The 25718-nt window shown below is 53.6% G+C and carries 22 protein-coding genes and 1 other RNA gene; 8 read left to right on the forward strand and 15 right to left on the reverse strand.

All coding sequences use genetic code 11. The features are described 5' to 3' along the window. Positions 1–34: 34 nt before the first annotated feature. The 13 genes from LF95_RS05320 to tkt all read right to left on the reverse strand — a co-directional run bounded on the left by LF95_RS05320 (position 35) and on the right by tkt (position 14190). The gene (locus tag LF95_RS05320; protein WP_073954000.1) at positions 35–1213 is read right to left on the reverse strand and encodes a benzoate/H(+) symporter BenE family transporter; all 1179 of its coding nucleotides are present in this window, start codon (positions 1211–1213) and stop codon (positions 35–37) included. Between the two features lie 112 nt (positions 1214–1325). Beyond that, positions 1326–1901, reverse strand: a complete 576-nt coding sequence (locus LF95_RS05325; protein ID WP_073954001.1) for a hypothetical protein — start codon at positions 1899–1901, stop codon at positions 1326–1328. A gap of 144 nt (positions 1902–2045) precedes the next feature. Then, positions 2046–2582, reverse strand: a complete 537-nt coding sequence (locus tag LF95_RS05330) for a DUF2628 domain-containing protein (RefSeq protein ID WP_073954002.1) — start codon at positions 2580–2582, stop codon at positions 2046–2048. Positions 2583–2949: 367 nt separating this feature from the next. Continuing rightward, the gene (locus LF95_RS22750) at positions 2950–3882 is read right to left on the reverse strand and encodes a hypothetical protein (protein ID WP_143181944.1); all 933 of its coding nucleotides are present in this window, start codon (positions 3880–3882) and stop codon (positions 2950–2952) included. A 106-nt stretch (positions 3883–3988) separates the two neighbouring features. Further along, a complete protein-coding gene (locus LF95_RS05340; RefSeq protein ID WP_073954004.1) occupies positions 3989–5152 on the reverse strand; it encodes a peptidoglycan -binding protein in 1164 nt (387 codons plus the stop codon). A gap of 4 nt (positions 5153–5156) precedes the next feature. Then, complete coding sequence (locus LF95_RS05345; RefSeq protein WP_073954005.1) at positions 5157–6341, reverse strand: flagellar motor protein MotA; 1185 nt, start codon at positions 6339–6341, stop codon at positions 5157–5159. Between the two features lie 12 nt (positions 6342–6353). After that, entirely contained in the window at positions 6354–7880 is a 1527-nt protein-coding gene (locus tag LF95_RS05350; protein ID WP_073954006.1) for an OmpA family protein, read from the reverse strand. A gap of 239 nt (positions 7881–8119) precedes the next feature. Further along, positions 8120–8929: an inositol monophosphatase family protein gene (locus LF95_RS05355; protein WP_252509663.1), complete on the reverse strand. Its 810-nt coding sequence runs from the start codon at positions 8927–8929 to the stop codon at positions 8120–8122. Between the two features lie 43 nt (positions 8930–8972). Beyond that, a complete protein-coding gene (gene efp / locus LF95_RS05360) occupies positions 8973–9539 on the reverse strand; it encodes an elongation factor P (RefSeq protein ID WP_073954007.1) in 567 nt (188 codons plus the stop codon). 233 nt (positions 9540–9772) lie between these two features. Continuing rightward, a complete protein-coding gene (gene thiE / locus LF95_RS05365; RefSeq protein ID WP_073954008.1) occupies positions 9773–10417 on the reverse strand; it encodes a thiamine phosphate synthase in 645 nt (214 codons plus the stop codon). A gap of 60 nt (positions 10418–10477) precedes the next feature. Continuing rightward, positions 10478–10945 carry a hypothetical protein gene (locus LF95_RS05370; protein WP_073954009.1) on the reverse strand — a complete coding sequence of 156 codons (468 nt, stop codon included), beginning with the start codon at positions 10943–10945 and terminating at the stop codon, positions 10478–10480. A 125-nt stretch (positions 10946–11070) separates the two neighbouring features. Further along, positions 11071–12078, reverse strand: a complete 1008-nt coding sequence (gene gap / locus LF95_RS05375; protein ID WP_073954863.1) for a type I glyceraldehyde-3-phosphate dehydrogenase — start codon at positions 12076–12078, stop codon at positions 11071–11073. Positions 12079–12180: 102 nt separating this feature from the next. Next, positions 12181–14190 carry a transketolase gene (tkt, locus tag LF95_RS05380; RefSeq protein WP_256359948.1) on the reverse strand — a complete coding sequence of 670 codons (2010 nt, stop codon included), beginning with the start codon at positions 14188–14190 and terminating at the stop codon, positions 12181–12183. Positions 14191–14429: 239 nt separating this feature from the next. On the opposite strand from tkt, the gene LF95_RS05385 reads away from it, so the two are divergent. The 8 genes from LF95_RS05385 (at position 14430) to LF95_RS05420 (ending at position 20713) form a co-directional block, all read left to right on the forward strand. Further along, positions 14430–14717 (forward strand): DUF4164 family protein, encoded by a 288-nt coding sequence (locus tag LF95_RS05385; RefSeq protein WP_073954011.1) that lies wholly within the window; start codon positions 14430–14432, stop codon positions 14715–14717. A gap of 4 nt (positions 14718–14721) precedes the next feature. Next, positions 14722–15060: a cell division protein ZapA gene (locus tag LF95_RS05390; RefSeq protein WP_073954012.1), complete on the forward strand. Its 339-nt coding sequence runs from the start codon at positions 14722–14724 to the stop codon at positions 15058–15060. A gap of 58 nt (positions 15061–15118) precedes the next feature. Beyond that, positions 15119–15279: non-coding RNA, 6S RNA (gene ssrS / locus LF95_RS05395), on the forward strand. Between the two features lie 149 nt (positions 15280–15428). Beyond that, a complete protein-coding gene (locus LF95_RS05400) occupies positions 15429–16244 on the forward strand; it encodes a TIGR00282 family metallophosphoesterase (protein ID WP_073954013.1) in 816 nt (271 codons plus the stop codon). A gap of 340 nt (positions 16245–16584) precedes the next feature. Beyond that, a complete protein-coding gene (locus LF95_RS05405; RefSeq protein ID WP_073954014.1) occupies positions 16585–17505 on the forward strand; it encodes an AraC family transcriptional regulator in 921 nt (306 codons plus the stop codon). 297 nt (positions 17506–17802) lie between these two features. Beyond that, positions 17803–19155, forward strand: coding sequence for an Nramp family divalent metal transporter (locus LF95_RS05410; protein ID WP_073954015.1), 1353 nt, complete (start codon positions 17803–17805; stop codon positions 19153–19155). 236 nt (positions 19156–19391) lie between these two features. Then, on the forward strand, positions 19392–20186 hold the full coding sequence (locus LF95_RS05415) for a cytochrome c oxidase assembly protein (RefSeq protein WP_215905651.1): 795 nt from the start codon (positions 19392–19394) through the stop codon (positions 20184–20186). A 35-nt stretch (positions 20187–20221) separates the two neighbouring features. Next, a complete protein-coding gene (locus LF95_RS05420) occupies positions 20222–20713 on the forward strand; it encodes a copper chaperone PCu(A)C (protein WP_073954016.1) in 492 nt (163 codons plus the stop codon). 102 nt (positions 20714–20815) lie between these two features. Here LF95_RS05420 and LF95_RS05425 read toward each other — a convergent pair whose 3' ends face one another. Both LF95_RS05425 and LF95_RS05430 read right to left on the reverse strand, forming a co-directional pair. Beyond that, a complete protein-coding gene (locus LF95_RS05425) occupies positions 20816–22930 on the reverse strand; it encodes a methyl-accepting chemotaxis protein (RefSeq protein WP_252509664.1) in 2115 nt (704 codons plus the stop codon). 545 nt (positions 22931–23475) lie between these two features. After that, positions 23476–25701 carry a methyl-accepting chemotaxis protein gene (locus tag LF95_RS05430; protein WP_073954018.1) on the reverse strand — a complete coding sequence of 742 codons (2226 nt, stop codon included), beginning with the start codon at positions 25699–25701 and terminating at the stop codon, positions 23476–23478. Positions 25702–25718 lie beyond the last annotated feature (17 nt).

Raw genomic sequence — 25718 nt, forward strand, 5'->3', positions numbered from 1 at the left:
TCGAAGATGGCCTGCCACATTCCGACGGGGGAGGTTATTTTTTAGTTCGTAAATGGGTTAGATAATAAAGCAACCCACCTGCAAGCAAGCCCCAGAACGCACCGGAAATGCCATAGAATGACAACCCGGCTGCCGTGACAAGAAAGGTAACGGCAGCGGCCTCGCGGCTGTTTTCATCGCGAAAGGCTGCCAGGGCTGAATTGGAAAAAGCACCGATCAGTGCAAGGCCTGCAACCGCTTCGATCAGGATGGACGGGGCGAGGCTGACAAGGGCCGTGATGATCCCGGCCAACAGGCCAAACAAAACATAAAACATGCCGGCAAAAATGGCGGCCCAATATCGTTTTTTCGGGTCGGGATGGGCATCTTCGCCGGCGCACATTGCCGCGGTAATGGCAGCAAGGTTCATCGCATGACCGCCAAAGGGCGCGGAAAGAAGTGAAAATATGCCGGTTGCGGCAAAAAGTGGGCCGGGGGCGGTATGATAATCATGTGCGCGCAAGACGGCCGTGCCGGGAATGTTTTGTGAGGCCATTGTGACAATGAAAAGAGGCAGAGCAATGCCGACCAGCCCGGCCAGGGTGAATTCCGGCATGACAAATTCGACCGGTGGCACAAACGAAAGATCAAGGTTGTTAACCGCGCCATCCGGAAATGTGACACCAAAGATTAGAACCAGGATGAACGCCCCAAGTGCTGCCGGAACGGCAAGAATGCGGTTCAACCGCCCGACCACCAGCCACGTAATAAAAATGGGCAGGCCCAATAGCGGATTGAAGGCAATCGCTTTGATGGGGGCAAGGCAAAGACCCAGCAACACACCTGCCAGCATGGCATTGGCGAGCGGACCCGGAATGGCGGCAACCACCTTGCCCAGCGGTTTCCAGATGCCACAAATGAAAATCAGTATGGCGCAAATAATAAAGGCTCCAACCGCCACCGGAAAGCCGCCCTCGATGGTCCCGGATGTTGCCAGCAAGGCCGCCCCCGGTGTGGACCAGGCAATGCTGATGGGCATGCGCGTTTTAAGCGACAGGACAATGGCACACAGGCCCATTGAAACCGATACCGCCATCAGGCCCGATGCCGCCTCGAACGGGGTGGCCCCTACGGCAGCAAGGCCCTGGAGAACGACGGCAAAGGCACTGGCCGTGCCGACAAAGGCGGCAAGGAACCCCATAAAAAAGGTTTGGGCGGACATGTCTCGCAGCATCGCTCTGCTCCGGCAGATGGGAATAACCGCGAGACGTTAGCCAATATTCTGTTTTCAATCCAGAAAACTGTTTCCAGGCCGTCTTGTATTTTAAAATTGTGGCGGGTTCTTTTCAGGACGACGCCAAGCGTATGTTGGCAGGGTCATAGGAAAAAATGTCGGCGTTATTCTGTTGTGACAGAATTTCGCGGGCTTTTTCCTCGGTCGTGTCAGTGTCGCAGCGCACCACCAGCAACAGACCACCGGTTTCCAGTTTTTGCTGGATTTTGTCTGAATTTTGCGTGCCAAACAGCTTTGTCATCACACCGCCAAGGGCGGCACCGGCACCACTTGCGCCCACGATGGCGGCGATTGTGGCGGCCATTGGTCCGCCAGCGGCAATCATGACGCCCGCAGCGGTAAAAGCGGCCACATACATCGGGGTGCCAATCAGCGCGCCTTGTGCATCGCCGGTGGGGTCGGGCGATGTATAGGCGATTTTGGGTGTCGAGGGGTCTTTTTCAAGGTCGTCGGTTTTTTGGTAAAACTGCCCGAGTTTTTCGTTGATCGTATGCTCATTGGCGATCAGGCTCATGTCATCCTGACGGAAGCCGGCTTCTTGCAGGGCCAAAACGGTGTTGTGCATATGATCGGCATTGTCAAAAACACCGATGATCTGGCGGCTGTTTTTTTCCTGTTCGTCAGACATCGACCGCTCCTGCTTTGGTTTCGCTGTTATTTTGCCCCTTTGGGTTGAATAACATCTAACGAAACAGGTGCCTTAAAGTTCCAATATTTCGCAAAAACAGCGCACAACCCCGAAGGTTATGCGCTGTTGAATGATCGTGCTGGTTTAGTAACCCAAATAGGGATCGGGCAGCATCATCGTGATTTGATAGGCAAAATAGATGTTTGCGGCAAAGGCAATAACGGCAACCGGCAAGATGACTTTGATCTCGCCGAAAACCGCCGGGATGACCGACCAGATTTTTTCGCCAAGTTTTTCCTTGCGGTAATAATCGTAGTTTGCCAGCAGGAATGTGAAAATTGCCGGCGGCAGCCAATAAGCAATAGACGGTATAAACAGGCGTCCGGCTGCTGCCTCAATCGTCATCAAAAGCATGCTGTAAATGCTTGATATCGCGATGATGAAAAGGCCTTTGGCCCACATCCCCTTGCAAAAATAGTAAATACTGCCAAAAAAGAGCGCCAGAAAGTTCCGCGATACACGGAATTTTTCACCAAAGCTCAGGGCCTTGTATTTGTCGGTTTTCCGCATGGCATCATAGGAAAGCTTGTCGGCCTCCAGATAGTCCAGCATTTCAAACCGTCGCTGCCAGGACGGGCTGTAATCTTTCCCCGTATTTACGGTTGTCGCGTTTTCAGTCATTGGGAAAATCCCCTTCTGCTCGTTTGCTTGCTTTTGCTCGTTCGTGTGAAGCTGCCTTTTTCGGCTTATGCTTCAATGATTTGGCCCATAGTTGTTTTATTTTTGGACTGTTTTTCAATTACCGATCAAAGGTGGCAGGAATTTGACAAGCTACATTTTGAGTTATGCTTTTTGTAGTCTCTTATGGATAGGTGGTGTCTGTTTGAGGTCTAAAGGAGAAAAATTCTTAGAATGTAGTCTCTTTAATGGCGTGTTGTCTTTGGGTATAAAATTTTGGTAAGTGGTGTGCTAGTTTAGTGTAAGTGTAAAGAAATATTTTCCTCTTATGTATGGGGCTTTACGTTAAGTATTATGATTTTTGTTGATTTTAATAATTAATCTTAAATTGTACCTTTTCTTCTTTTTTGTCTAAGCCGGTAGCAATAAATTCTAATGATTTTCTTGATGTGATCCACGTGCCGGTTGCGCCGTCACCATTTGAACATGTTATTTCCCAGTTGCCGGAAGATAATATTTGGAAGGAAATGATGTTTCCTGTGCAGGTTGATCCATTTTTTGTTCTTTGAAATGAAAAGGTAACTTGTGTGACAGATTGGCGAATTCCTGTTGTCTTGAAATGCGAGCCTATATCACTCCAGCTTCCGGATATTTCTGGTTTTCCGTACGGAAAACCAGAGGTTTGGTTTACCGTTCCTGTGGGAATATACATATTTTTCAACAATAGGGAGTTGTCGGTAGTTAAGTATTTAAATTTAGATACGATGCTTTTCGCGTTATCTGTGAGCCTCGAGCAAGCGCTAATGCGGACTGCCACATTAGTATATGTTTTTGAATCATCTGAAATTGACTTTAATCTTTTGGAGAAGAATCCAGCTATACAATTTCCGTTCTGTCCGATCCAACCTTCAGCCGTCGGAGTAAAATATTTTACATTAGTGAAATTTTTGAAGGGGATTCTATTGATCTTTGCTAAAGAATAAAATTCATTTCCATCTTTGATGCTTTTAGAAATTTCTGGCGGTAGAGGGCTGCTTTTTCTATAAATTATCTCAACATTAGAAGTGCCCCATTGGATTTTTTCCCATCCAAGTCCCTCGGGATAAGAACTGCGGCGCGTTATGTAATCGTTTTCAGGGCGAAGAAATAGAAAGAAGTTAAATCTGCTTTGGTCTGGCTCAAACCTTTTCCCTTCGTTCATGTTGAGCAAGGTTGTATGATTATGAATATCTATGTCATTATGACTGCATCCGATGACTGCCAATGAAAATATAATTGTACAAAAGAGAAGGCGCGGTTTCACGATATAGATCCTGTTTAAGGTTTAGTGCTAGAAAAAAAATATACTAAAGCATAAAAAAATAAAAAGTCCCGCAATTTCTGCGGGACAATTTTTACTAAGCGATTTATTATCGTTCGGTGATTTTGAACTCGATGCGCCGGTTTCGGCGATAGGCGATCTCATCATCCCGGTTGTCAAGCGGTTGATATTCGCCAAATCCGGCGGCGACCAGCCGGTTGGGCGGAACACCCTGTTCGATCAGGAACTTGACCACCGAAATGGCACGCGCGGCAGACAATTCCCAGTTCGATTTGAACTCGTTATTGCGAATGGGCACCTTGTCGGTATGGCCATCAACCCGCATCACCCAGTCAATATCACTGGGAATTTCGGCAGCGATTTGCTTAAGGGTATCAGCCAGCTTGGTAAGCTGCACCTTGCCTTCGTCACCAATATCTGCCGAGCCGGAGGCAAACAGAACCTCGGACTGGAAGACAAAACGGTCGCCCACGACACGGATATTCTGCCGGTCGCCCAGGACCTGGCGCAAACGACCAAAGAATTCCGAGCGATAGCGTTGCAACTCCGCCACCTTGGAGGCGAGAGCCGCATTTAGGCGCTGGCCGAGATTGACGATTTGCGCGGCCTGATCCTTGTTTTTGGACTCGGAGATTTCCAGGGCATCTTGCAGTTTTGCCAGCTGTTGGCGAATGGCAATAAGTTGCTGGTTCAAGGCTTCGACTTGCGCACGGGCCGATTCACTGATGTCTTTCTGGTCATCAAGCTCGCTTGCCCGCTGGGCCAGCAGTTTTGAAAGCTGTTCGATGCGCTCTTCCTGGCTTTGTTCTTTGGCATCCGCGGTTTCCTGCACCTTTGCCAGTTCGGATTTTTTGTCTTCCAGGGCGGCGAGGGCGGCGAGAAGTTTTTTCTCCTGTTCCTCGGCGGAAGCCTGAGCCGAGGAGAGCTTTTCTGCCAGCGATGAGACACGGTTTTTCAACGCATCGCGATCATCGCTGGTGGTTGAAAGCTCGGTCGTGAGCTGGGTCAGTTCAAGCTGCATTTCCTGGTTATTATTGCGTTCCAGGGCCAAAAGGTTGGTCAGTTCATTGACCTGGGATGTCAAATCGCTCAGCGCCTTGTCACGGCCCGACAGGGCCGCGCCAAGATAAACCTGGGCAACAACAAAGATCATCAGCAAAAAGATGATCACCATCAGCAGCGTGGCGAGCGCATCGACAAAACCCGGCCACGTATTGACATCGCGATTACGACGGCGAGACAAGCCTGACATGAGGTTAACCCTCCTCGGCAATCGCGGCGATGGTCCGGGCCAGAAGTTTTATTTCACTGCGAATTTCCTGGGTCTGTTGCTGGCGACCCATCGAAAGCTCGTCGGCAACCCGGCCTAACTGATTGTCAAGCGAGCGGATATGCGCACGGGTATTGTCATCAATGCCAAAGCTGCCGCCCCGCATGGAATCGGAAAGCTGATCGAGCACGGGTTTAAGGTGCATCTGACTTTCCGCCAGTTTGACCATCAATTGCTGTTCGGCTTTCATCTGGTCGGTCAGGGTAGAAAGCTTGTCGGCAAGATCGATCAGGGTATTGTGCGACTTGATCTGAGAGGATTCAGATCGCTGGATCGAGTTTTGCAGGCCTTCCATATTGTCGGCCATCTGTTCGATCAGGGCGGAAAGGTAGGCCGGAACCGACTGTTCGCCGTCCGAAAGCGGACCACCCGATGAAACGCGGGTGAAGCTTGACATCCATTCTTCAAGTTCATTGAAAAAACGGTTTTGTGCCTGGCCTGCCTGCATATCAAGAAGACCCAGGGCGAGGGACCCGGCCAGACCAAACAGCGAGGATGAAAAGGCCGTGCCCATGCCATTGAGCGGCTTTGCCAGACCTTCCTTAAGCTGGCCGAACCAGAGTTCCATGTTGCTGCCGCCACCGACATTGACATTGCCAATCACATCGGCAACCGAGTTCACGGTTTGCAGCAGGCCCCAAAAAGTCCCCAGCAGGCCCAAAAACACCAGCAGACTGACCAGATAGCGCGAAAGTTCGCGGCTTTCATCCAGGCGGGAGCGAATGGAATCGAGGATGGTGCTGGTCGCAAGGGTGGAAAGCTGCGGCCGGTCGCGGCGCTGTTCCTGCATCATCCGCGCCATCGGTGCCAGAAGCTTTGGCGTATCCTGCGAGCTTAGCCCCGGGCGGTTGCGGCGGAAATCCTCGATCCAGGAAACTTCGGGGTTCAGGCTAAATGCCATGCGGAAGGTATAAACCACCCCAATGATGAAGACGCCAATGATCAGACCGTTCAACACGGCACTTGCCAGAAAGGCTTCTGACAGCGTTGGATATAACAGGGCTGCGATGGCGACGATAACGGCGGTGAAAATACCCATCCGGGTCAGATAGGCGCCCGGTTTGGTGATTGCCGGAGTATTTGCCGCGCCGTTGGACGCATTGTTGCTCATGACAGATAAATCCTAGCGTTGAACGGTTTTAATATCGACGCGATCGGCCGGGCCAGAGGGGACATTGGCACCCAGCGCACGGACATCGATCCGGGTGGAGCGAACGCCGCCATCGATCAGATAGGAGCGAACCTGCAAGGCACGCGAAAGCGACAGGCGGCGCGCCTTGCTGGCATTTTGCGATTCACCGGCGGCATAAGCCTGCAACTGAACCCGCAAATCGCCATTTTTGGCAAGGTTGCCTATCACCTTATCAAGGCTTTTTTTTGCACTTGCGTCCAGCTCGAAACTGTCGCCGGCAAAGGGCAGGCTATAGTCGTCGCCTGTCGGTGCAGGGCCGGATTTTTTTGCCGGGGCGGATGCGGGATCCGACGCCGGAGCCGATGCGGTTTCGCGCGCCGGAATTTGCGGTTTCACCCGGGGTTCGGGCGCGGGGTCGTTTTTCTGAACGGTTTTTTTCGAGACAGGCGGTTTTGGCATGGTGCCAGATTGTTGATCCGGCATTTTTTGCGGCGGTGTGGTGGTGTCCGGTGCCGGGGAAGGGGCCGGCTTCACCGAATTATCCTGTGTCAGCGGCTGGGGCGTTGTGGCCGTGCCGGTGGCAGGCTTTGTGGGTGCCGGTGACGTTGAAGGTTTTTCAGCTTTGGGCAGTGGTGCCTTGTCTACCGCGGGGGCGGGCATTTTGTTTTTTGGTGCTTCGCGCGGTGTCTCCGTATCGGGTTTCGCGATCTCGGGCGCGGCGGGCACGGCAGGTTTTGCATTATTTTGGGCAAGTAAGGGGCCTTGCGCCGGTAGCGTTGTTGCAGGATTCTGCGCTACGGCTTCTTGCGGGCTTTTGGCAGATGATGTGCTGCTATCTGCTGTCGCAGGCGTCGTTGCCGGGCGATTTCGCGGCAGACCATCAACATTATGGGATTGGGGGGGAACCAGATGAATGATCTGCTTTGCGCCGTCATCGTCAAGGTCCTGCTTGTTCAGGCTGCCCCCGAGATTGCCGCGACTGAAAAATGGTTGTGACGCCGGGGGTGTATCCAGGCGTTCTACCGCAGGCCGGGCCGGATAGGAAACCGGCGGGCGCAGTTGAATGCGTTCACGTTCCTGTGGTGGGTTCAGAGTGATGGCGGAGCGTTGCGGCGTTGCATTTTCAGTTGGCACAATGCCGGCACCATCAATAACCACGGTGCCAAACCCGTCAGACTGACGATCGCCGTTGCCGTTTGACGTATCGAATCGCGACGTAGCGGATGGCGGATTTAGCAGAAGTTGTGGTGCCATAAAACGCGATTTTGGGGCCGCCTGGGGATAGATCACAAGCTGACGGTCAATTTCGATGCGCGGGGCATTATTATCTGGTGACGAGAACCCTTTGCCCGGGGCGGTTCGATCATCAAGCTGGTCAAGAACGCCAAGGTCCACCTGAACATTATTGCCCGGCATGACCGGGGAAAACGACCCGGCTGTTGCGCCCTGACTGGTCGCCAACAATGTTCCGAGCGCCGCCGCAAAGGCAATCGCCGAAATCCTAGTATTCCCCTTCATCTATTCGCAGGCCCCTTGTTATCCTGTTTCGCGACCGAACACATTGAATATGCTTTTTGTGACGATCTTACGGCACGGCCCGTGCCACCCCTGTTCCGCCGCAGTTTTTCTTCCCCGACGGTCCCTTCGCACCATAACTTACCACAGTGTTGCCGACAACCGGTTTGACCTGAACACAAAAAAGGCATCCACAATAATTTGTGAATGCCTTTAATGATTTCTTCCAAAGGGTTTACGGCTTAGGCCGAGGTCGCCTTTTTCAGAGTTTTTGCCAAAACAGGTTGGATATAGTCGTTCGCGGCAACAACGCTGCCGGTACCCAGCATATTGGTTCCGCCATTGATATCGCGAACATAGCCACCGGCCTCGGAAATGAGGATCAGACCCGCGGCAATATCCCACTGGTTAAGGTGGGTTTCCCAGTAACCGTCGTAACGGCCAGCCGCGACATAGGCGAGGTCAAGCGATGCGGCACCAAAACGGCGCACGCCCGAGCAACGGTCCATGACGGTATGCAGCTGTTTTTCAAAGGCGGCATGGTCGCCACGGCCCATATGCGGGACGCCACAGGCCAAGACACATTCGTTCAAACGGCGACGGCCCGAAACACGCAGGCGGCGGTTATCCAGATACGCCCCGACACCTTTTTCGGCCCAGAAGAATTCATCCTTGGCAACGTCATAGATAATGCCAGCGATGATTTCGTCACCCTTTTGCAGGGCGACCGAAATGGCGAAATGCGGGATGCCATGCAGGAAGTTGGTGGTGCCATCAAGCGGGTCGATGATCCAGCGGTGTTCCGGATCGCTCCCCTTGATCTCGCCACCTTCCTCGAGAAGGAAACCATAACCGGGGCGGGCCCGTTCAAGTTCTTCGCGCAGGCGTTTTTCGGCACGATGATCGGCGGCAGAAACGAAATCCCCCGGACCTTTCATGGATACCTGAAGGTTTTCGACTTCACCGAAGTCGCGCTTAAGTCCATAGGCCGCCTTTTCGACGGCCTTGAACATGACATTGATATTGGCTGAACGACGGGCGGCGCCACGCACGGCTCATCTCCCGGTATTTGAGAAGTAAAAAAGGAATGCGGCGTTAGTCTTTGGCGCGCTCGACATAGGTGCTTTCGCTGGTATTCACGACAATGCGCGTACCAGATTCGATGTGCGGCGGCACCAGAACACGAACGCCGTTTTCAAGAACGGCCGGCTTGTAGGAGGAAGACTGGGTCTGCCCCTTTACCACCGCGTCGGCTTCGACGATCTGGAAAACGGCATGTTCCGGCAAGCTAACGCTAAGGGCTTCGCCTTCGAAGGATTCAACGGTCACAACCATGCCATCCTGCAAGAAGACAGCGGGTTCACCGATCAGTTCTTTGTTGACTGTGATCTGCTCGAAGGTTTCGCTGTCCATCAGCGTCACCATGTCGTCTTCGGCGAACAGATAGGTATATTCATGCTGGTCGAGGCGTACACGCTCGACAGTTTCCGAGGCACGGAAACGTTCGTTCAGCTTGGTGCCGTTGCGGATGTCTTTAAGTTCAACCTGGTTGAACGCACCGCCTTTACCCGGCTTCACTGCGTTACATTTTACTGCGCGCCACAGGCTGCCATTATGTTCAATAATGTTACCCGGACGGATTTCGTTGCCGTTGATTTTCATGGCACCAACCGTTCTTTCAGATCACAGATTCACAATGTGGAAAAAAGTGGCGTCTACCTATCAGTTCGCGCGGTTTCCCGCAAGCCTCTTCGTGGAATACAAACGCATGCCGCCCTTTGTTTGCGTGCATGGCTGGCCGGAAGAACCTTTAAAACAGGCAGCCTACGGCAAGTCCCAACGACAGGATGCCGGTGGGAAAGCGAGTTGCAATATCGCGGAAAAGGAGAAGGGCGTTATTCTTCGCTGGCGGCGGCTATTGCAGCACGAATGGCCTTTGCCCCGGCAACAGGCCCGTCAGGATGGTTCCAGACCGCGCCGCTAATGGCGACAAAATCGGCACCGGCCTGAACCAGCGGCGCCAGGTTATCGGCATTGATGCCGCCAATGGCAACACAGGGAACCGTGGTAAAGGTTGTCCAGATCTCAATGATTTCCGGTTCAACCCAGGTGCGCGGGTCTTTGGTGGTTGTCGGGAAGAACGCGCCAAAGGCCACGTAATCGGCACCTTTTTCGCCCAGTTCCATTGCCCGGTGGCGGGAATCATAGCAGGAAACGCCAACAATATGCTCTTCGCCCATGATTTTGCGGGCTTGGTCATAGCTGCCGTCATCTTCGCCAATATGCACGCCGTCACAGCCGGTTTTATGTGCAAGGTCCGGGCGGTCATTCAGGATCAGGGGAATATCGCGCTCGCTGCAAATCGGCAGCAGCTTTTTAACCGCCGCAACAATGCCGTTATCATCAATGTCTTTCAGGCGAAGCTGCACACAGTCCACCGCTCCGGTATCGAGAACATCCGCCAGCAGGGCCGGGAATGTCTCGAGATCGATTTTGGCGGGGGTTAGCAGGTAAAGGCCGGTTTGCGCGTCGCTATTCACAGTGATCTGTCCTGATGGAAATGCTGTGCCCTGTTTACCCTGCAAGGCGCCGATTGGCAATCATTGCTGTTCCAGATGGGCCAATAGGCGCTTTTCGCACTCGGCAGCAGGCAGGTAGTGGTCGTTCATATCAAACAGGGAAGCGGCGGGAAGCATATCAGCCGATGATTCCGTGTCGGACGAGGGGGCAATGTTACACCAGATGTGGCAACCGTTTTGCGAAGCAATGCTTTGCAGGGCGTTAAATGAAGCTGAGGGAATAGCACCAACCAGCACATGGGCGATGCCACATTCCAGCGCCATTAAGGCCTGCCCGGTATGGTTACGGCAATCCAGAACACCAAAGATGCGGGCACCGGGATAATCGGTCCGTAGTTCTGTCAGCATATCGGCAAACCATTGCGCGCCCATGATCTGCCCTGCATTAACAGGACCATGCAGGAAAAAGGTATTTTCCGCCAGGGCCTCGCAGGCGATGGCGGCACCTTTAAAGCTGTGAATACGGATATGGGGCGGGTTTTGTTGCATGTCGTGTGATGCCGGGAGCCTTGGAAAACGGGATTTTCCCGTAATATAGCAGGCGAGGCCAAATAAAAAGGGCGACCCGAAGGCCGCCCTTGAAAATCAGGCGGAAAATCAGGCATCAAACCGGATTAAAGGAACTTCGCCATCGCAACGGCGGTGTCCGACATACGGTTCGAGAAGCCCCATTCGTTGTCATACCAGGACAGGATACGAACGAAGTTGCCGTCCATAACCTGGGTCTGGGTGGCATCGAAGGTCGAGCTGTTCTGGTTGTGGTTGAAGTCAATCGAAACCAGCGGCGCGTCGTTAACGCCCAGAACACCCTTCAGGCGGCCATCGGCGGCTTCTTTGATTGCGGCGTTGATTTCGTCAACGCTGGTGTCGCGGCCAGCAACGAAGGTCAGGTCAACCATCGAGACATTCGGGGTCGGAACGCGAATGGCGGTACCGTCAAGCTTGCCCTTGAGTTCCGGCAGAACCAGGCCAACAGCCTTGGCCGCCCCAGTCGAGGTCGGGATCATGGAAAGCGAGGCCGCACGGGCGCGACGCAGATCCTTGTGCAGGCTGTCCACGGTGTTCTGGTCACCGGTGAAGGCGTGAACTGTGGTCATGAAGCCTTTGGTGATGCCAACGGTTTTGTTCAGAACATCGGCCACCGGAGCCAGGCAGTTGGTGGTGCAGGATGCGTTGGAAACAATCACGTCATCGGCGGTCAGGCTGTCGCTGTTTACACCATAGACAACGGTTTTGATGTCGCCCTTTGCCGGGGCCGAGATCAGAACACGTTTGGCACCTGCGGTCAGGTGTTTGCCTGCGCCTGCTTCGTCAAGGAAGATGCCGGTGCATTCAAATGCGATATCAACATTAAGCTCGCCCCACGGCAGGTTCGCCGGATCACGTTCGGAGCAAACCTTGATGGTTTTGCCATCGACAACCAGATCATTGCCTTCGGCTTTGACGTCATTGGCAAGGGTGCCATGAACGGAATCGTATTTCAGCAGGTGGGCATTGGTTTTGACGTCGCCCAGGTCGTTGATGGCAACAACTTCAACGTCGGTGCGGCCACTTTCGATAATGGAGCGCAGAACCAGACGGCCAATACGGCCAAAACCATTAATCGCAACACGAATAGCCATTAATTCCTCCAGATACATACTGATTGTGACCGGATGGTCCGAGCCCAACGAAGGGGACAATCAAAAAGGCCGGACCGGCATATTACCGATCCGGCCCGGAAATTAAACCAGTTCCTTGGCCGTTTTGACCAGAGCCTCGGCAGTGATGCCAAAATGTTCGTAAAGTTCCGGTGCCGGAGCCGACGCGCCAAAGCCGTGCAGGCCAATGACCTTGCCATTGTCGCCAACATATTTTTCCCAGCCAAAGACCGAGAGGGCTTCAATTGCGATGCGCGGTGCAGTGCCCAGAACGCTTTTGCGATATTCCGGCGACTGTGCGTCAAACAGTTCCCAGCAGGGCAGGGAAACAACCGCCGCTGAAATGCCTTCGGCCTTCAGTTTTGCCTGGGCATCGACAGCAATTTCAACTTCCGAGCCGGTTGCGATCAGCGTCACCTGGGTTTCGCCTTCGGCTTCGGAAATGATGTAACCGCCGCGTGCGACAAGGTTGTCATCGCGATATTCGGTGCGCAGAACCGGCAAATTCTGACGGCTGAGCGCCAGAACGGTCGGGCCGCTTTCATTGGTAATCGCCATGGCCCAGGCTTCGGCGGTTTCAACCGCATCGGCCGGACGGATCATGGTGACATTCGGCATGGCACGCAGGGATGCCACATGTTCGACCGGCTGGTGGGTCGGGCCATCTTCGCCAAGACCGATAGAATCGTGGGTCATGACATAAACGACACGCTGTCCCATCAGCGCAGACAGGCGAATGGCCGGGCGGCAATAGTCGGTAAAGACCAGGAAGGTACCGCCATAAGGCAGAACGCCACCATGCAGGGCCAGACCATTCATGGCAGCCGCCATGCCGTGTTCGCGGATACCGTAATAGATGTAACGGCCATCATAGCCGCTCTGGACCGAAATCGGTTCCTGAACAGCAGTTTTGGTGTTGTTCGAGCCGGTGAGGTCGGCCGAACCGCCAATCATTTCCGGGATCGCCTGGGTCAGAACTTCCAGCACGTTCTGCGACGATTTACGGGTTGCGACCTTGGGCAGTTCTTCGGTGATCTGCTTTTTGTAGGCATTGAAGGCATCAACCCAGTTTTCCGGCAGCTTGCCTTCGATGCGGCGTTCAAATTCGGCGCGAACATCGGCATCCTGTGCCTCGAAACGCTGGCCCCAAGCCGAAAATTCATCCGCACCACGGGCGCCGTTGGCGCGCCATGCGTCCAGCACATCCTGCGGGACTTCAAACGGACCATAGGACCAGTCGAGCTTTTCGCGTGCTGCGGCCAGTTCATCCGCCCCCAGCGGGGCACCATGCGTGGCCGAGGTGCCGCCTTTGGTCGGCGCGCCAAAACCGATCACGGTTTTGCAGGCGATCATGGACGGGGTGCCGGTGGTTTTGGCCTTGGCAATGGCCGCTTCGATGGCTTCCGGGTCATGGCCGTCAATTTGCTGAACGTCCCAGCCTGCGGCTTCAAAGCGTTTTTTGTGATCTTCCGAGGTCGAAAGGGTGGTCGGACCATCGATCGAAATGCCGTTATCGTCAAACAGCACGATCAGCTTGGAAAGCTGCATGTGACCCGCCATCGAAATGGCTTCCTGGGAAATACCTTCCATCAGGCAGCCGTCACCGGCAACGACATAGGTGTAATGGTCCACCAGGTCGTTATTGAAAGCGGCATTCATGATGCGCTCGCCAAGGGCAAAACCGACCGAGGTGGCAATGCCCTGGCCCAGCGGGCCGGTGGTGGTTTCAATACCGGCGCCATGACCAAATTCCGGGTGGCCGGCGGTGCGTGCGCCGAGCTGGCGGAAATTTTTGATCTGGTCGAGATCGAAATCTTCGTAACCGTTCAGATAGAGCAGCGAATAAAGCAGCATGGATCCGTGACCGGCAGACAGAATGAAACGGTCGCGGTCGGGCCAGTTCGGATGTTTCGGATCGAATTTCAGAAACTTGGTAAACAGAACAGTCGCGACATCGGCCATGCCCATCGGCATGCCCGGATGGCCGGATTTGGCTTTTTCCACGGCGTCGGCGGAAAGAAAGCGGATGGCATTTGCCATGCGGCTATGTTCTACGGGTTTCGTCATTGAATGCGCTTCCTGGGGGTTCGCTATCTGGCGTTGATTACTATGGCTTAAAAAGCAAAGAAGTCGGGCGGAACATGCCCCCGCTGTCGGGATACGTCAACCGATTCTGTCTAAAAACTGCCCTGATTGCTTAGATTATGGTTAATCCTTAGATGCTAGAATTAGGTCAGGATCGGGTTTGGTCAAGCGGTAGAGCGGAACAGTTGACGCCCTGCTTTGTCACAACCTATCTTGTGAACCGATGATGAAGGATCAGGAAGGACGATATGTCACGTCTGCAAAATGCCGGTGAACGTCTTGAAAATGCCCTTGCTGCGTTAGAAGCGGCGGTGGAGTCGCGCTTGGCCCGTTCGGAAGCAGCACTTCAGTCCGGTGCCAGCGAAAATGCGGCAGCCCAGGCCCGGTCCGAAGAAATGCGTGCCCAGCTTGATGCCCTGAAACGCGATTATGACACCTTGGCGGAAACGACCGAAACTGTTTCCCGGCGTCTTGATGGGGCGGTGGGCCAGTTGCGGCTGGTCCTGAATGACGAAACAGAACAGAAGCAGGCATAATTTCATGGCACAGGTATCAGTCCGTATTAATGGTCGCAGTTACGATGTTGCCTGCGAGGATGGCCAGGAAGAACGCCTGGGCCAGCTTGCGGCCTATGTTAATGAGCGGGTCGGCGAAATCGCCAATATGGTTGGGCAGATCGGCGAACAGCGCCTTTTGGTGATGACCAGCCTTTTGATTGCCGACGAATTAAGCGATATGCACGACAAGCTGGCATCGGCATCCAAGGTGGCTTTGCCTGCCGGTGCGGTTGGCCCGGATGAGGCCGATCGTATGGCGCAAAGCATGGAAAATCTGGCCGGACGTATCGAGGCTATTGCACAAAGGCTCTCGGCTGACTAAGTTCGCATTGGATGCCGCCCGCGATGCGCCCTGCGGGGCGATCAAGGGTGGATCCAAAAGGGGGCTGCCCTGTGCGTCAGGCTCGCTAATTCCCGGGGCCGATGCTCATTTCTCTAGGGAGCTGTCCCTGGCGGGACCGTGGTCTCGTTATACGGCGCCCACCTGCACCTGCAGGTCACGAGGAATTACCATATAGCCAACGGCAGTGGTGGCTCCCGCTTTCCTTTATGGAAAGCGGGACCTTGTTTTATGGGGCTGCATTCTGGCAGGAAATGACATGTTGTTGCATGGGGAGAGGCCTGCCCCGTGGACGGTTAAGTATCGCCGCGTTTTGGTCATGCGGTAAATTGACAATAACGGAATTTGTAATGCGGCTTTTACATTTGGGCGATGTGTTGGGACAATCCGGGCGCAAGGCTGCGCTGGAGGCATTGCCCATGTTGCGCGATCGCCTGATGGTCGATGTGGCGGTAGTGAATGTTGAAAATTCCGCACATGGATTTGGTGTTACTGCAAAAATCTGCCGCGAATTTTACGCTGCCGGTGCCGATGTGTTGACAACGGGCAACCATGTTTGGGATCAGCGCGAAATCATTACCTATATCGACGAAGATAAAAACCTGCTGCGCCCGTGGAATTTCCCCGATGGCACACCCGGGCAGGGCGATTGTGTTTTTACCGCAAAATCGGGCAAAAAAGTTGCCGTGATCAATATGATGGGCCGCCTGTATATGGACCCGTTATCCTGCCCGTTTCAGGGGGCAAACAAATTGTTTGGCAAATACCGGCTGGGCAAAAATGTTGATGCGGTCCTGATTGATTTTCATGCCGAAACCACGTCGGAAAAAATGGCATTCGGGCACCATTGTGATGGTCGGGCATCGCTGGTTTTGGGCACGCACACTCATGTGCCAACGGCTGATGCCCAGATTTTGCCCAAGGGCACGGCCTATCAGACCGATGTTGGCATGTGCGGCGACTTCAATTCGGTGATCGGCATGAAGCAGGAAAATTCGGTGGCAAAGTTTCTGACCAAAATGCCAGCGGGCCGTTTTGAACCCGCCGAAGGCCCCGCCACGGTGTGTGGGGTTTATGTGGAAACCGATGATGCCACCGGCCTTGCCAAACGGATCGAACCGGTACGGATTGGCGGGCGTTTGCGCGGAAGCTGGCCGAACGCCTGATTTTCAGGTTGTTTATTATTCCCTGTATTATTTGATGTCGGGGCAGGAAAACGGGCTGGTGCGCAAGGATACACCAGCCCGTTTTTGCCGTGGTTCAACCAGGCCAGCATCGCGGGGTCGGGGGAAGAACTTTGATGCTGTTATGGCTGTTTTACGGTCTGAAAAGAACATAAGGCAGACTGTATTGTGGGTGATAGCCCAGTCCTCCAAAAAGATTGCACAATCCTGTAAATCGGCGAAATTTCCCTGTTGTTTTGTACAATCACATCCTAAGTCTCGTTTTCAGGATAATGACCAATTGGCGGCGATTTTGGGCATTTTGACGAATAAGGGATAGGCGATGACGGCAAATGGTCTGGATAAATTTGCAAATCTGATTAAACAAAACTGCACCAGCGAGAGGCGCTGCGAGACCGCGATACCCGGCGTTGTGCTGTTGCGGGCTGACAAACCGATGGAGCCGGTAAATGTGATTTATCAGCCGTCGGTTTGTATTCTCGCCAGTGGTGAAAAAAGGGTCATGATGGGGGACGCGGTATATGTCTATCGTCCCGGCCAGTATCTGACCGTGTCGCTGGATGTGCCGGTCATGGGGCAGATCACCGTTGCCAGCCCCGAAATCCCGTATTTGTGTCTGCGGCTGGAACTGAATACCAAAATCATGGCCGAAATCCTGATGGCGGCACACGAGAACAGCATTTTATCCACCTCACGGCAGATGGGGGCGGCGATCCAGGTTAGTGATGGCGATGATGCCATGATCAATGCCGCGACGCGGATGCTGGAATTGCTGGAAACGCCGAACGATATTCCCATGATTGCGCCGCTTATCGAACGCGAGATTTTGTATCGCTTGCTCAGCGGACCGCAAGGGCTTCGCCTGCAGCAACTGGCAATGGCCGATAGCAAATTAAACCAGGTTTCCCGTGCGATTGAATGGATCAAGAAAAACTTTCGCGAACCATTCAGCGTGGATGTTTTGGCCCGCGAAGCCAATATGAGTGCATCTGCCCTGCATCAGCATTTTAAGGCCGTTACGTCCATGAGCCCGCTGCAATATCAGAAACAGATGCGTTTGCAGGAGGCGCGATCCCTGATCCTTACGCATGCGATGGATGCGGCAAGTGCCGGGTATCATGTGGGATATGACAGTCCGTCGCAATTTTCGCGGGAATATCGTCGCATGTATGGCGCACCGCCACGGCGTGATGTCGAACAACTGCGACTCTCGGCAGGGGCCGGGATGATTGAAGTTGCGTGATTTCTATTAAAGAGTGAATATTTTTCACATTATCCCTCATAGGGATTGTTTTTCAGGTGTGGGAAACAGGATTTTTGCCCGAAAATGACGGTTTTGAGTGCTGCAGCAGCGTCTTGATCCTGGCGTTACAAGAAACAATGGCTTTCTGAAAAGTTTAGCCTTGACTAACTTTTAAAGTCCGCACAACAATTAGGGATAAATTTTGGCCGGGTTTCGCCCTGTATACGGGGAAACGGCGATTTTTAAAATTGGAATTAGTATAAATATTAGGTGGGTTGCCACCTTCGGAGATGGCATATGGCCGATACGGGTGAAGTGAAACGTAAACCGGGGGACTGGCGATATGAGGCTGAGCAACCCTCGCTGGTCGAGGTGTTTCGCTCGATTGCAGTGTCGCCCGATGCGGGTTTTTTTCGTAAATTTCTGACATTTGCCGGGCCGGGCTATCTGGTGGCGGTGGGATACATGGACCCGGGCAACTGGGCGACGTCGCTGGCGGGCGGGTCGCAGTTTGGTTATGCGCTTTTGTGTGTGGCACTTCTGTCCAATATCATGGCGGTGGTTTTGCAGTCCTTGTGCGCGCGCCTTGCCATTGCCACCGGGCGTGACCTTGCCCAGGCCTGCCGCGATGCCTTTCCTGCCTGGATGTCCTGGCCGTTATGGCTGTTTGCCGAACTGGCAATTTGCGCCACTGACCTTGCCGAAGTCATTGGCACCGCGATTGCACTGAATCTGTTGTTCAATATTCCGCTTGAATTGGGGGTGCTGATTACGGCAGCCGACGTGCTGGTGATTTTGTGGTTGCAAAGCCGTGGTTTTCGTTGGGTCGAAGGCTTTATCATTGCGCTGCTGGGTGTGATTTCAATTTGCTTTGCCGTGCAAATTGCGATGGCCGACCCGGACTGGTATGGCGTGATTACCGGTTTCGCCCCGACAACCGATGTCTTGACCAATCAGCATATGCTGTATCTTGCGCTGGGCATTATCGGCGCAACCGTGATGCCCCATAACCTGTATTTGCATTCAGGGATTGTCCAGACCCGCGATTACGAACGCACGGTTAAAGGCAAACGCGAAGCCCTGCGATTTGCAACACTGGATTCGACCGTTGCCCTGACATTTGCGCTGGTGATTAATGCCTCGATTCTGATCTTGGCAGCGGCCACCTTTCATGTTTCCGGGCAGACAAATGTGGATGATATTGGCGTTGCCCACGAACTTTTGGCACCGTTGTTAGGCGCCTCGATTGCGCCCATTCTGTTTGGTATCGCGCTTCTGTGTTGCGGGCTGAGTTCGACTGTGACGGCCACAATGGCCGGCCAGATCGTGATGGAAGGTTTCATCAAAATGACGATACCTTCCTGGTTGCGACGCCTGGTAACGCGCGTTGTGGCCATCATTCCCGCCATTACCGTCACGATCATTTACGGGCAGGCCGAAACGGCAAAATTGCTGATCCTGTCACAGGTGGTGCTGAGTTTTCAGCTGCCCTTTGCCGTGGTGCCGCTGGTGATGTTTACCGCATCGCGCGAAAAGATGAAGGAACTGTGTGCCCCGCGCTGGTTGACATTTGTGTCCACGATCATCGCGCTGATCATTATCGCGCTGAATGTGAAGCTGCTTTACGATATTTCGATGGGCGCGGTTTAACACGGGTCCTGGTGGCCGAACACCAGGCGTAATTAGTTAACGGGGCCGGAAAGAACTTCACATCAATGTGAGGGCGCTTTCCGGCCTTTTTATATGTCCGGTCTTGAATGCAGGGCAGGGGCGCGGTACCAATTTTCGCCTTGGCCGCGATTTTCTTTTGATGATTAATAATTCGCAATTACGTCGTGCGCCGGGATGGTTATAGTACCATCAGCATTATAAAGTTTGTTGTTGCCATGCGTGGACAACCGGTGCGGTTGGCCGGGCAGGGCGTTCTAAATGTGCCGATCGTCACCACAGCAGAAGATGTTGCCATGACTGACCGCCCCGAAGACCGCAGTGCCAAAGGCAAACGCCGAACCCTGATTGCAATGGGCTGTGCCGTTGCCGTGATGGTGGGTTTGGTGATTTATTCCCCGACCCTGTATCGCATGTTTTGCGCCGTCACCGGCGTGGGCGGCACGGTTCGGCAAATATCGGTACCCAATAAAACGGCCGATAATGCGGCTTCGCCGGAGCAGGGTGCTGATGCGACAAATGCAGTCGCAAATGCCGGTGATATGGTCGAGGTGTATTTTGATGCCAATGTCGCCAAGGGCCTGCCGTGGGAATTTTACCCCGAAGAACGCAAGGTTTCGGCCAAGCTGGGTGAACCGGTGAAGGTGTATTACTACGCCAAAAATACGTCGGACGAGACCATTGTTGCCCGCGCCGTTTTTAACGTTACGCCCTATAAATCCGCCCAGTATTTTTTCAAGATCGAATGTTTCTGCTTTACCAACGAAAAGCTGGCACCCGGTGAAAGTGCCCGGATGCCGCTGGTTTTGTATGTCGATGATCAGATCCACAAAGATCCGAACACTTCAGAGGTCAAAGACATTACCCTGTCTTATACCTTCTATCGGCAATCGGACCTGTCTGAGCAGGAAATTGCCAATACCCGCGAGTTAAAGGCGGGATCTGACCAGATCGATGAAGAACTGTCCAAATCGGAAAAGATTGATCTCGAAAACGATGTGCGCCGTCACTAAGGCCGCCGTCAGGGAATAAAGAATAGGGGAGCCTTATGAAACCTCGGAATATCCGTTTACGTCGATATCTGGTAGCGGCGGCCTTTGCGGTTGGTGTTGGTGGCATCGTTAGTGGCGGTGGCACGGGCTTTTTGCCGCCACAGGCGGCGGCGCATAGCTATACGTTGGGCACAATCATGATTGGTCATTTTTGGGCTCCGCCGGTGGCGCAGGGTGCCAAGGGGGCGGCGGTTTATGGCCCGTTCCTGAATGCCGGAACCCAAGCTGTGACCCTGGAGGGAGCCAGCACCGCCATTGCCGACAAGGTGCGCTTCCGGATTGAAAAGGATGGCGTGGAAAGCTGGGTGGATCACATCACGCTGCCGCCCAATAAGCCGGTTGGCCTTGCCGCGTGGCGCGAACATATCTGGTTGTCGGGGTTAAAAAAACCGCTGGAAGAGGGTGGATCATTTGACCTGACGCTGGATTTTGGTGACGCTGGCCACAAAACGATCAAGATTGTCATTGAATCGGAAAGCGGCCATTAAAGGTAAAAGGCTCTAGGGCTTTTAATGCCCTATTTGGGGGACATAACAAAAAGGCCCGCAACCGGGATGGTTGCGGGCCTTTTGCGTTAAACAAAGCGTGTATTACGATGCTGCGCGGTCGTGAGCCTTGTTGCGCAGGTCGTCGAGGATGGCATTGATGCGGTTGTTCAAAACGTGAATTTTCTGAGCGGCATCCTGCGAGGTTTGCAGAACTTCGCCAGAGAGTTCACCGGTTTTGCCGGTTTCATCCGCCACATCACTGATCGATGTCGAAACCATCCGGGTCCGTTCGGCAGCATTGCGAACGTTGCGGGTGATTTCGTTGGTGGCTGCACCCTGTTCCTCGACGGCAGCCGAAATGGTGGTGGCAATTTCATTGATGCTTTCAATGATGCTGCCAATGGTCTCGATGGCGGAAACAGATTCACCGGTCGATTTCTGAATGCCGGAAATTTGGCCGGCAATCTCGTCGGTGGCTTTTTCCGTCTGGTTGGCGAGGTTTTTGACCTCGGCGGCAACCACGGCAAAGCCTTTACCGGCGTCACCGGCACGGGCGGCCTCGATGGTGGCATTCAGGGCCAGAAGGTTGGTTTGCTCTGCAATATCGGTAATCAGGGCAATAACCTCGCCAATGCGATTGGCCGACTGCGACAGGCTGTTGACCAGATCGTTGGTTTCACGCGCCTTGTTGGCCGCTTCGTTGGAAATGCGGGTCGATTCTGCCATCTGGCGGTTGATTTCCGCATTCGATGCCGCCAGCTGTTCGGTTGCAGCGGCCACGGTTTCCACATTGTTGGTGGCTTCGCGTGCCGATGTTGCAACATCTTCGCTTTGGTTCGAGACCTTTTCGGCGCTATGCGTCATCTGGCCTGAAACGCCCTGAAGCTGTTCAGCCAGGGCCGCGATTTCGCCAACGGCACTTTCGACTTCACCCTGCAGGGTGTCTGCCAGGCCCAGCAGTTCGTCGCGCAGGGCTTCGTTGCGTTCACGATTAAGGCGCTCTGCCTCTGCCTGCATTTCACGAACCTTAAGGGCATTGTCCTTAAAGACCTCGACCGCACGGCCCATCGCGGAAATTTCGTCGTTCCCCTTGGCCGGTACGGTAACGTCAAGATTGCCATCGGCAAGCTGGATCATGGTTTGTTGCAGTCCGCCAAGGCGGCGCAGCAGGTTGCCACGGACATAAATCACGTAAATTGCCAATGACAGCAAAACAGCGATTGCCGCTACGATATATAGAATAAGCGAGCTTTGTTTTTGCAGTTCGCGTGCTTCTGACGCCGCAGTATCAACATCCTGTTGCAGCGACTCGACGACCTGGTCCACGCTCGCACCCATTGCCCCTGCAAATTCGCCAGCCTGTGTGACAAGTTTTTGGGATTCAATTGCCGCCTTCAATTCGCGGCTTTGCAGGTCAGGAAGGCTATCGGGTCCGACAGAAAGCTTTTCCATTTTGCCAATCAGGTCTTCATAAAACTTGATCAGCTTGGGGTTGCCCAAATCCTTGAGCATGTTTTTGGCATCGCTGTAGCTGCCGCGTGCCCGGACACCGACAATCGACAGGCGGGTTAAATCCCGCTCTGAGGCGGCGCCAATAATAATATTGGAAACCTGGTTGCCAATATTGGTCAGCGCGACCAGCGGTGCGCGCTTGGAAACGCTGTCATGATATTTGAACAGGGATGCGATCAGGTCTTCACGCGGTTGACGGGTCTGGGCCAGAGGGCTTTGGCGCAGTTCCTGAACCATTTCCGAAATTTGACCCAACTGGTTTGATGTCACCGTCATCAGGGGTTTCAGCGTGCTGACAAAGCGCTCTGACATGTTTTGAAAATCTTTAAGCTTCTCGGATTTTTCATCGCCGATCTTAAAGCGTTTCTGTGTCAGGTCGTGCAGCGTGGCCAGAGTGTCCTGAAGTTTGGCACTGTTGGTTTCAATCTCGTCAAGAGTTGCGGACTGTATGCCTGACCCACGCAGTTCTTCGATTTGTTTTTTCAAAGAGATGATGCGTGTGTCGAGTTCAGCTTTGACGCTTTCTTCTTCTTTTGGGGTGGATGCTGCCGCTATGCGCGGTGCAATTGCCACGATTTCAGCACTTTCCGTGGCGAGTTGCTGGGCGCTGAACATGGGTGGCAGTTTTTGTTCAGTGATGCTGTCTAGCTGCGAGCCAAACCGCCCGAATGCGAGCGCCCCGACCGTTGCAGCAATCACAGCCATCAATCCAACCAGTGCAAAGGAAACGAGCAGTTTGCCTCGAACTCCCATGCCACTGTTTTGCACGGATTTTCGCTGGTTCCGGCTTCCCGTATTCTGTTGCATAAAGTCTTAACCCTGTGTTCTGCGGCTGGCTTATAAAAACCCTGTCCCTTGTACGGGAAATTCAGTAAGGACTATGCCGTTTTCACAACACCACGCCGTGCAGACGCAGATATGCGGCTGCTAGAATGTCAAAAATGTTTCAGGTATTTTCAGGCCAGAATGTTGGCTCCCCAGCTGGCCCACCCCCGAATTGGTTTATTTATTTATAACATACTACCAAAGTTCAAGTAATTGGTTTGTTTTATATACAGGCGTATGGATCAGTTATTCTGATACCGGTTTTTCTTATGCCTCTGGAATTGTATGGATGACCTAAAGTTGCGAATTTGAGTTGCCGGGCTCGCGCCGAAAAAATGCCCCCGCCTTTTTGGGGCGGGGGCATCGGTATTGACATGGTGAGCCTGTTTTAGGTCAGGCGTGGATTTGGGCTGTTTTCTGTCCCGTCAGGCCTTCGCACGATCATGGGCCTGTTTGCGCAGGTCTTCCAGAATTGTCCCAATACGCTCGCGCAGGTTTTCAACTTTTTGCGACGCGGTTTGTGCCGTTTGCAGAACCTGATCGGAGAGTTCGCCGGTTTTGGTCGTTTCACTGGCAACTTCGTTGATGGAGCTTGAAACGGCACGGGTTCGATCAGCCGCACCGCGCACATTGCGGGTGATTTCGTTGGTGGCCGATCCCTGCTGCTCGATCGCGGCCGAAATCGTGGTGGCAATTTCATTGATGTTTTCAATGATGCTGCCAATGGTTTCGATTGCCGAAACGGATTCACCGGTCGATTTTTGAATGCCGGTAATCTGTCCGGCAATTTCATCGGTGGCTTTTTCCGTTTGATTGGCAAGGTTTTTAACCTCGGCGGCAACGACGGCAAAGCCTTTGCCGGCATCACCCGCGCGGGCCGCCTCGATGGTGGCATTCAGGGCCAAAAGGTTGGTTTGTTCGGCAATGTCGGTAATCAGGGCGATGACTTCGCCAATGCGATTGGCCGACAGCGACAGGCTGTTGACCAGTTCGTTGGTTTCACGCGCCTTTTGGGCCGCATCATTTGAAATCCGGGTTGATTCTGCCATTTGCCGATTAATCTCGGCATTCGACGCCGAAAGTTCCTCTGTGGCGGCGGCAACAGTTTCGACATTGCTGGTGGCTTCCTGGGCAGAGGAAGCGACATCCTCGCTTTGTGTGGAAACAAGGTCCGCACTCTGGCTCATTTGCCCGGAAACGCCCTGAAGCTGTTCGGCAAGGGCGGCAATTTCGCCGACCGCGCTTTCCACTTCACCTTGCAGGGTATCAGCAAGGGTTAGCAATTCGTCGCGCAGGCTTTCGTTGCGCTCCCGGTTGAGGCGTTCTTCCTCGGCCTGCATTTCGCGTACTTTAACCGCGTTATCCTTGAAGACCTCGACCGCCCGGCCCATTGCGGTAATTTCGTCATTGCCGCGCACGGGGACAGGCACATCAAGGTTGCCACTGGCCAGCGTGACCATTGTTTTTTGCAATCCATCAAGGCGACGCAGCAGGCTGCCGCGCACATAGATCACATAAATGGCAAGTGACAGCAGAATGGCGACGATGCCGACAATATAAAGTACAGTCGAGCTTTGTTTCTGCAAGGTTTCCGCACTGGATGCGGATGCGTCCACTTTATCTTGCAGCGTGCTGACCAGCGTTGCGACATTGTCCCGCAGCGCATTGGCCGCAGTTGCGCTTTCGGCAACAAATTTTTGTGCGGTTTGCGTGGCCTCCAGCTCTTTGCTTCGAAGGGTCGGAATGCTTCCGTCCCCGATCGACAGGCTTTCCATATTGTCGATAAGCTTATTATAGAAAGTCTGGAGTTTTTTGTTGTCCATGCCGGCAATCAGATTGCGGGCATCGGCATAATTGCCACGGACACGGACTGCCGCGATTGAAAGACGGACGGGCTGGGTTTCGGTGCTGGATGATACAATCAGGTTGGTCGCAGCGGCACCCTGGCGTTCGATATTGAGGATCGGCGCGCGTGTTTGCACGGCATCGTGCAGTTTGTAGTATTCCTTGAGCAAGTCTTCCTTGCTCATTTCCATCACATTGACCGGATCGGCGCGCAGTCTTTTAACCGTTGCATCGGCTTGGGAAATGTCGTTTTGCGTGTAAGACAGTAACGGCTTGAGCGTGTCGTTATAGCGTTTGCTGAGTTCAAGAAATTTTTCGGTTTTGTCCGTTTTTTCCGAAGAAACCGAAAAACGGGCCTGGGTTGCCTCGTGAAGCGATGTCAGCATCTGTTCGAGCTGTTCACGATTGGCGTCAATCTGCTCCAGAATCTCGGGTTCGAGACCTGCCTCGCGTAACTGATTGATCTTGTCTTTCATCCCGATCAGGCGCTGATCAAGTTCGTCTTTGACGCCCTGTTCTTCTTCCGGGCTGGTTGCCGCGACAATACGCGGGGCAATTGCAACAATTTCGGCACTTTCCGTTGCAAGCTGCTGTGCGGCAAACATGGGCGGTAATTTTTCTTCGGTGATGTCGGCAAGTGTTATGCCAAACCGCCCGAAGGCAAATACGCCGACAATAACGGCTGCAACAGCCATAAGCCCCACAAGGGCAAAGGAAATCAGTAGTTTACCTTTTACACCCAGTCCCGAAGCGGGCTTCTTGGTTGTGCTGACTGGCCGTTTCGGGTTCCCTGTTTTTTTTCCCATTCTGTCCTACCTTTTTG

The organism is Thalassospira sp. TSL5-1, from assembly GCF_001907695.1.
In the GTDB taxonomy this organism is placed as follows: domain Bacteria; phylum Pseudomonadota; class Alphaproteobacteria; order Rhodospirillales; family Thalassospiraceae; genus Thalassospira.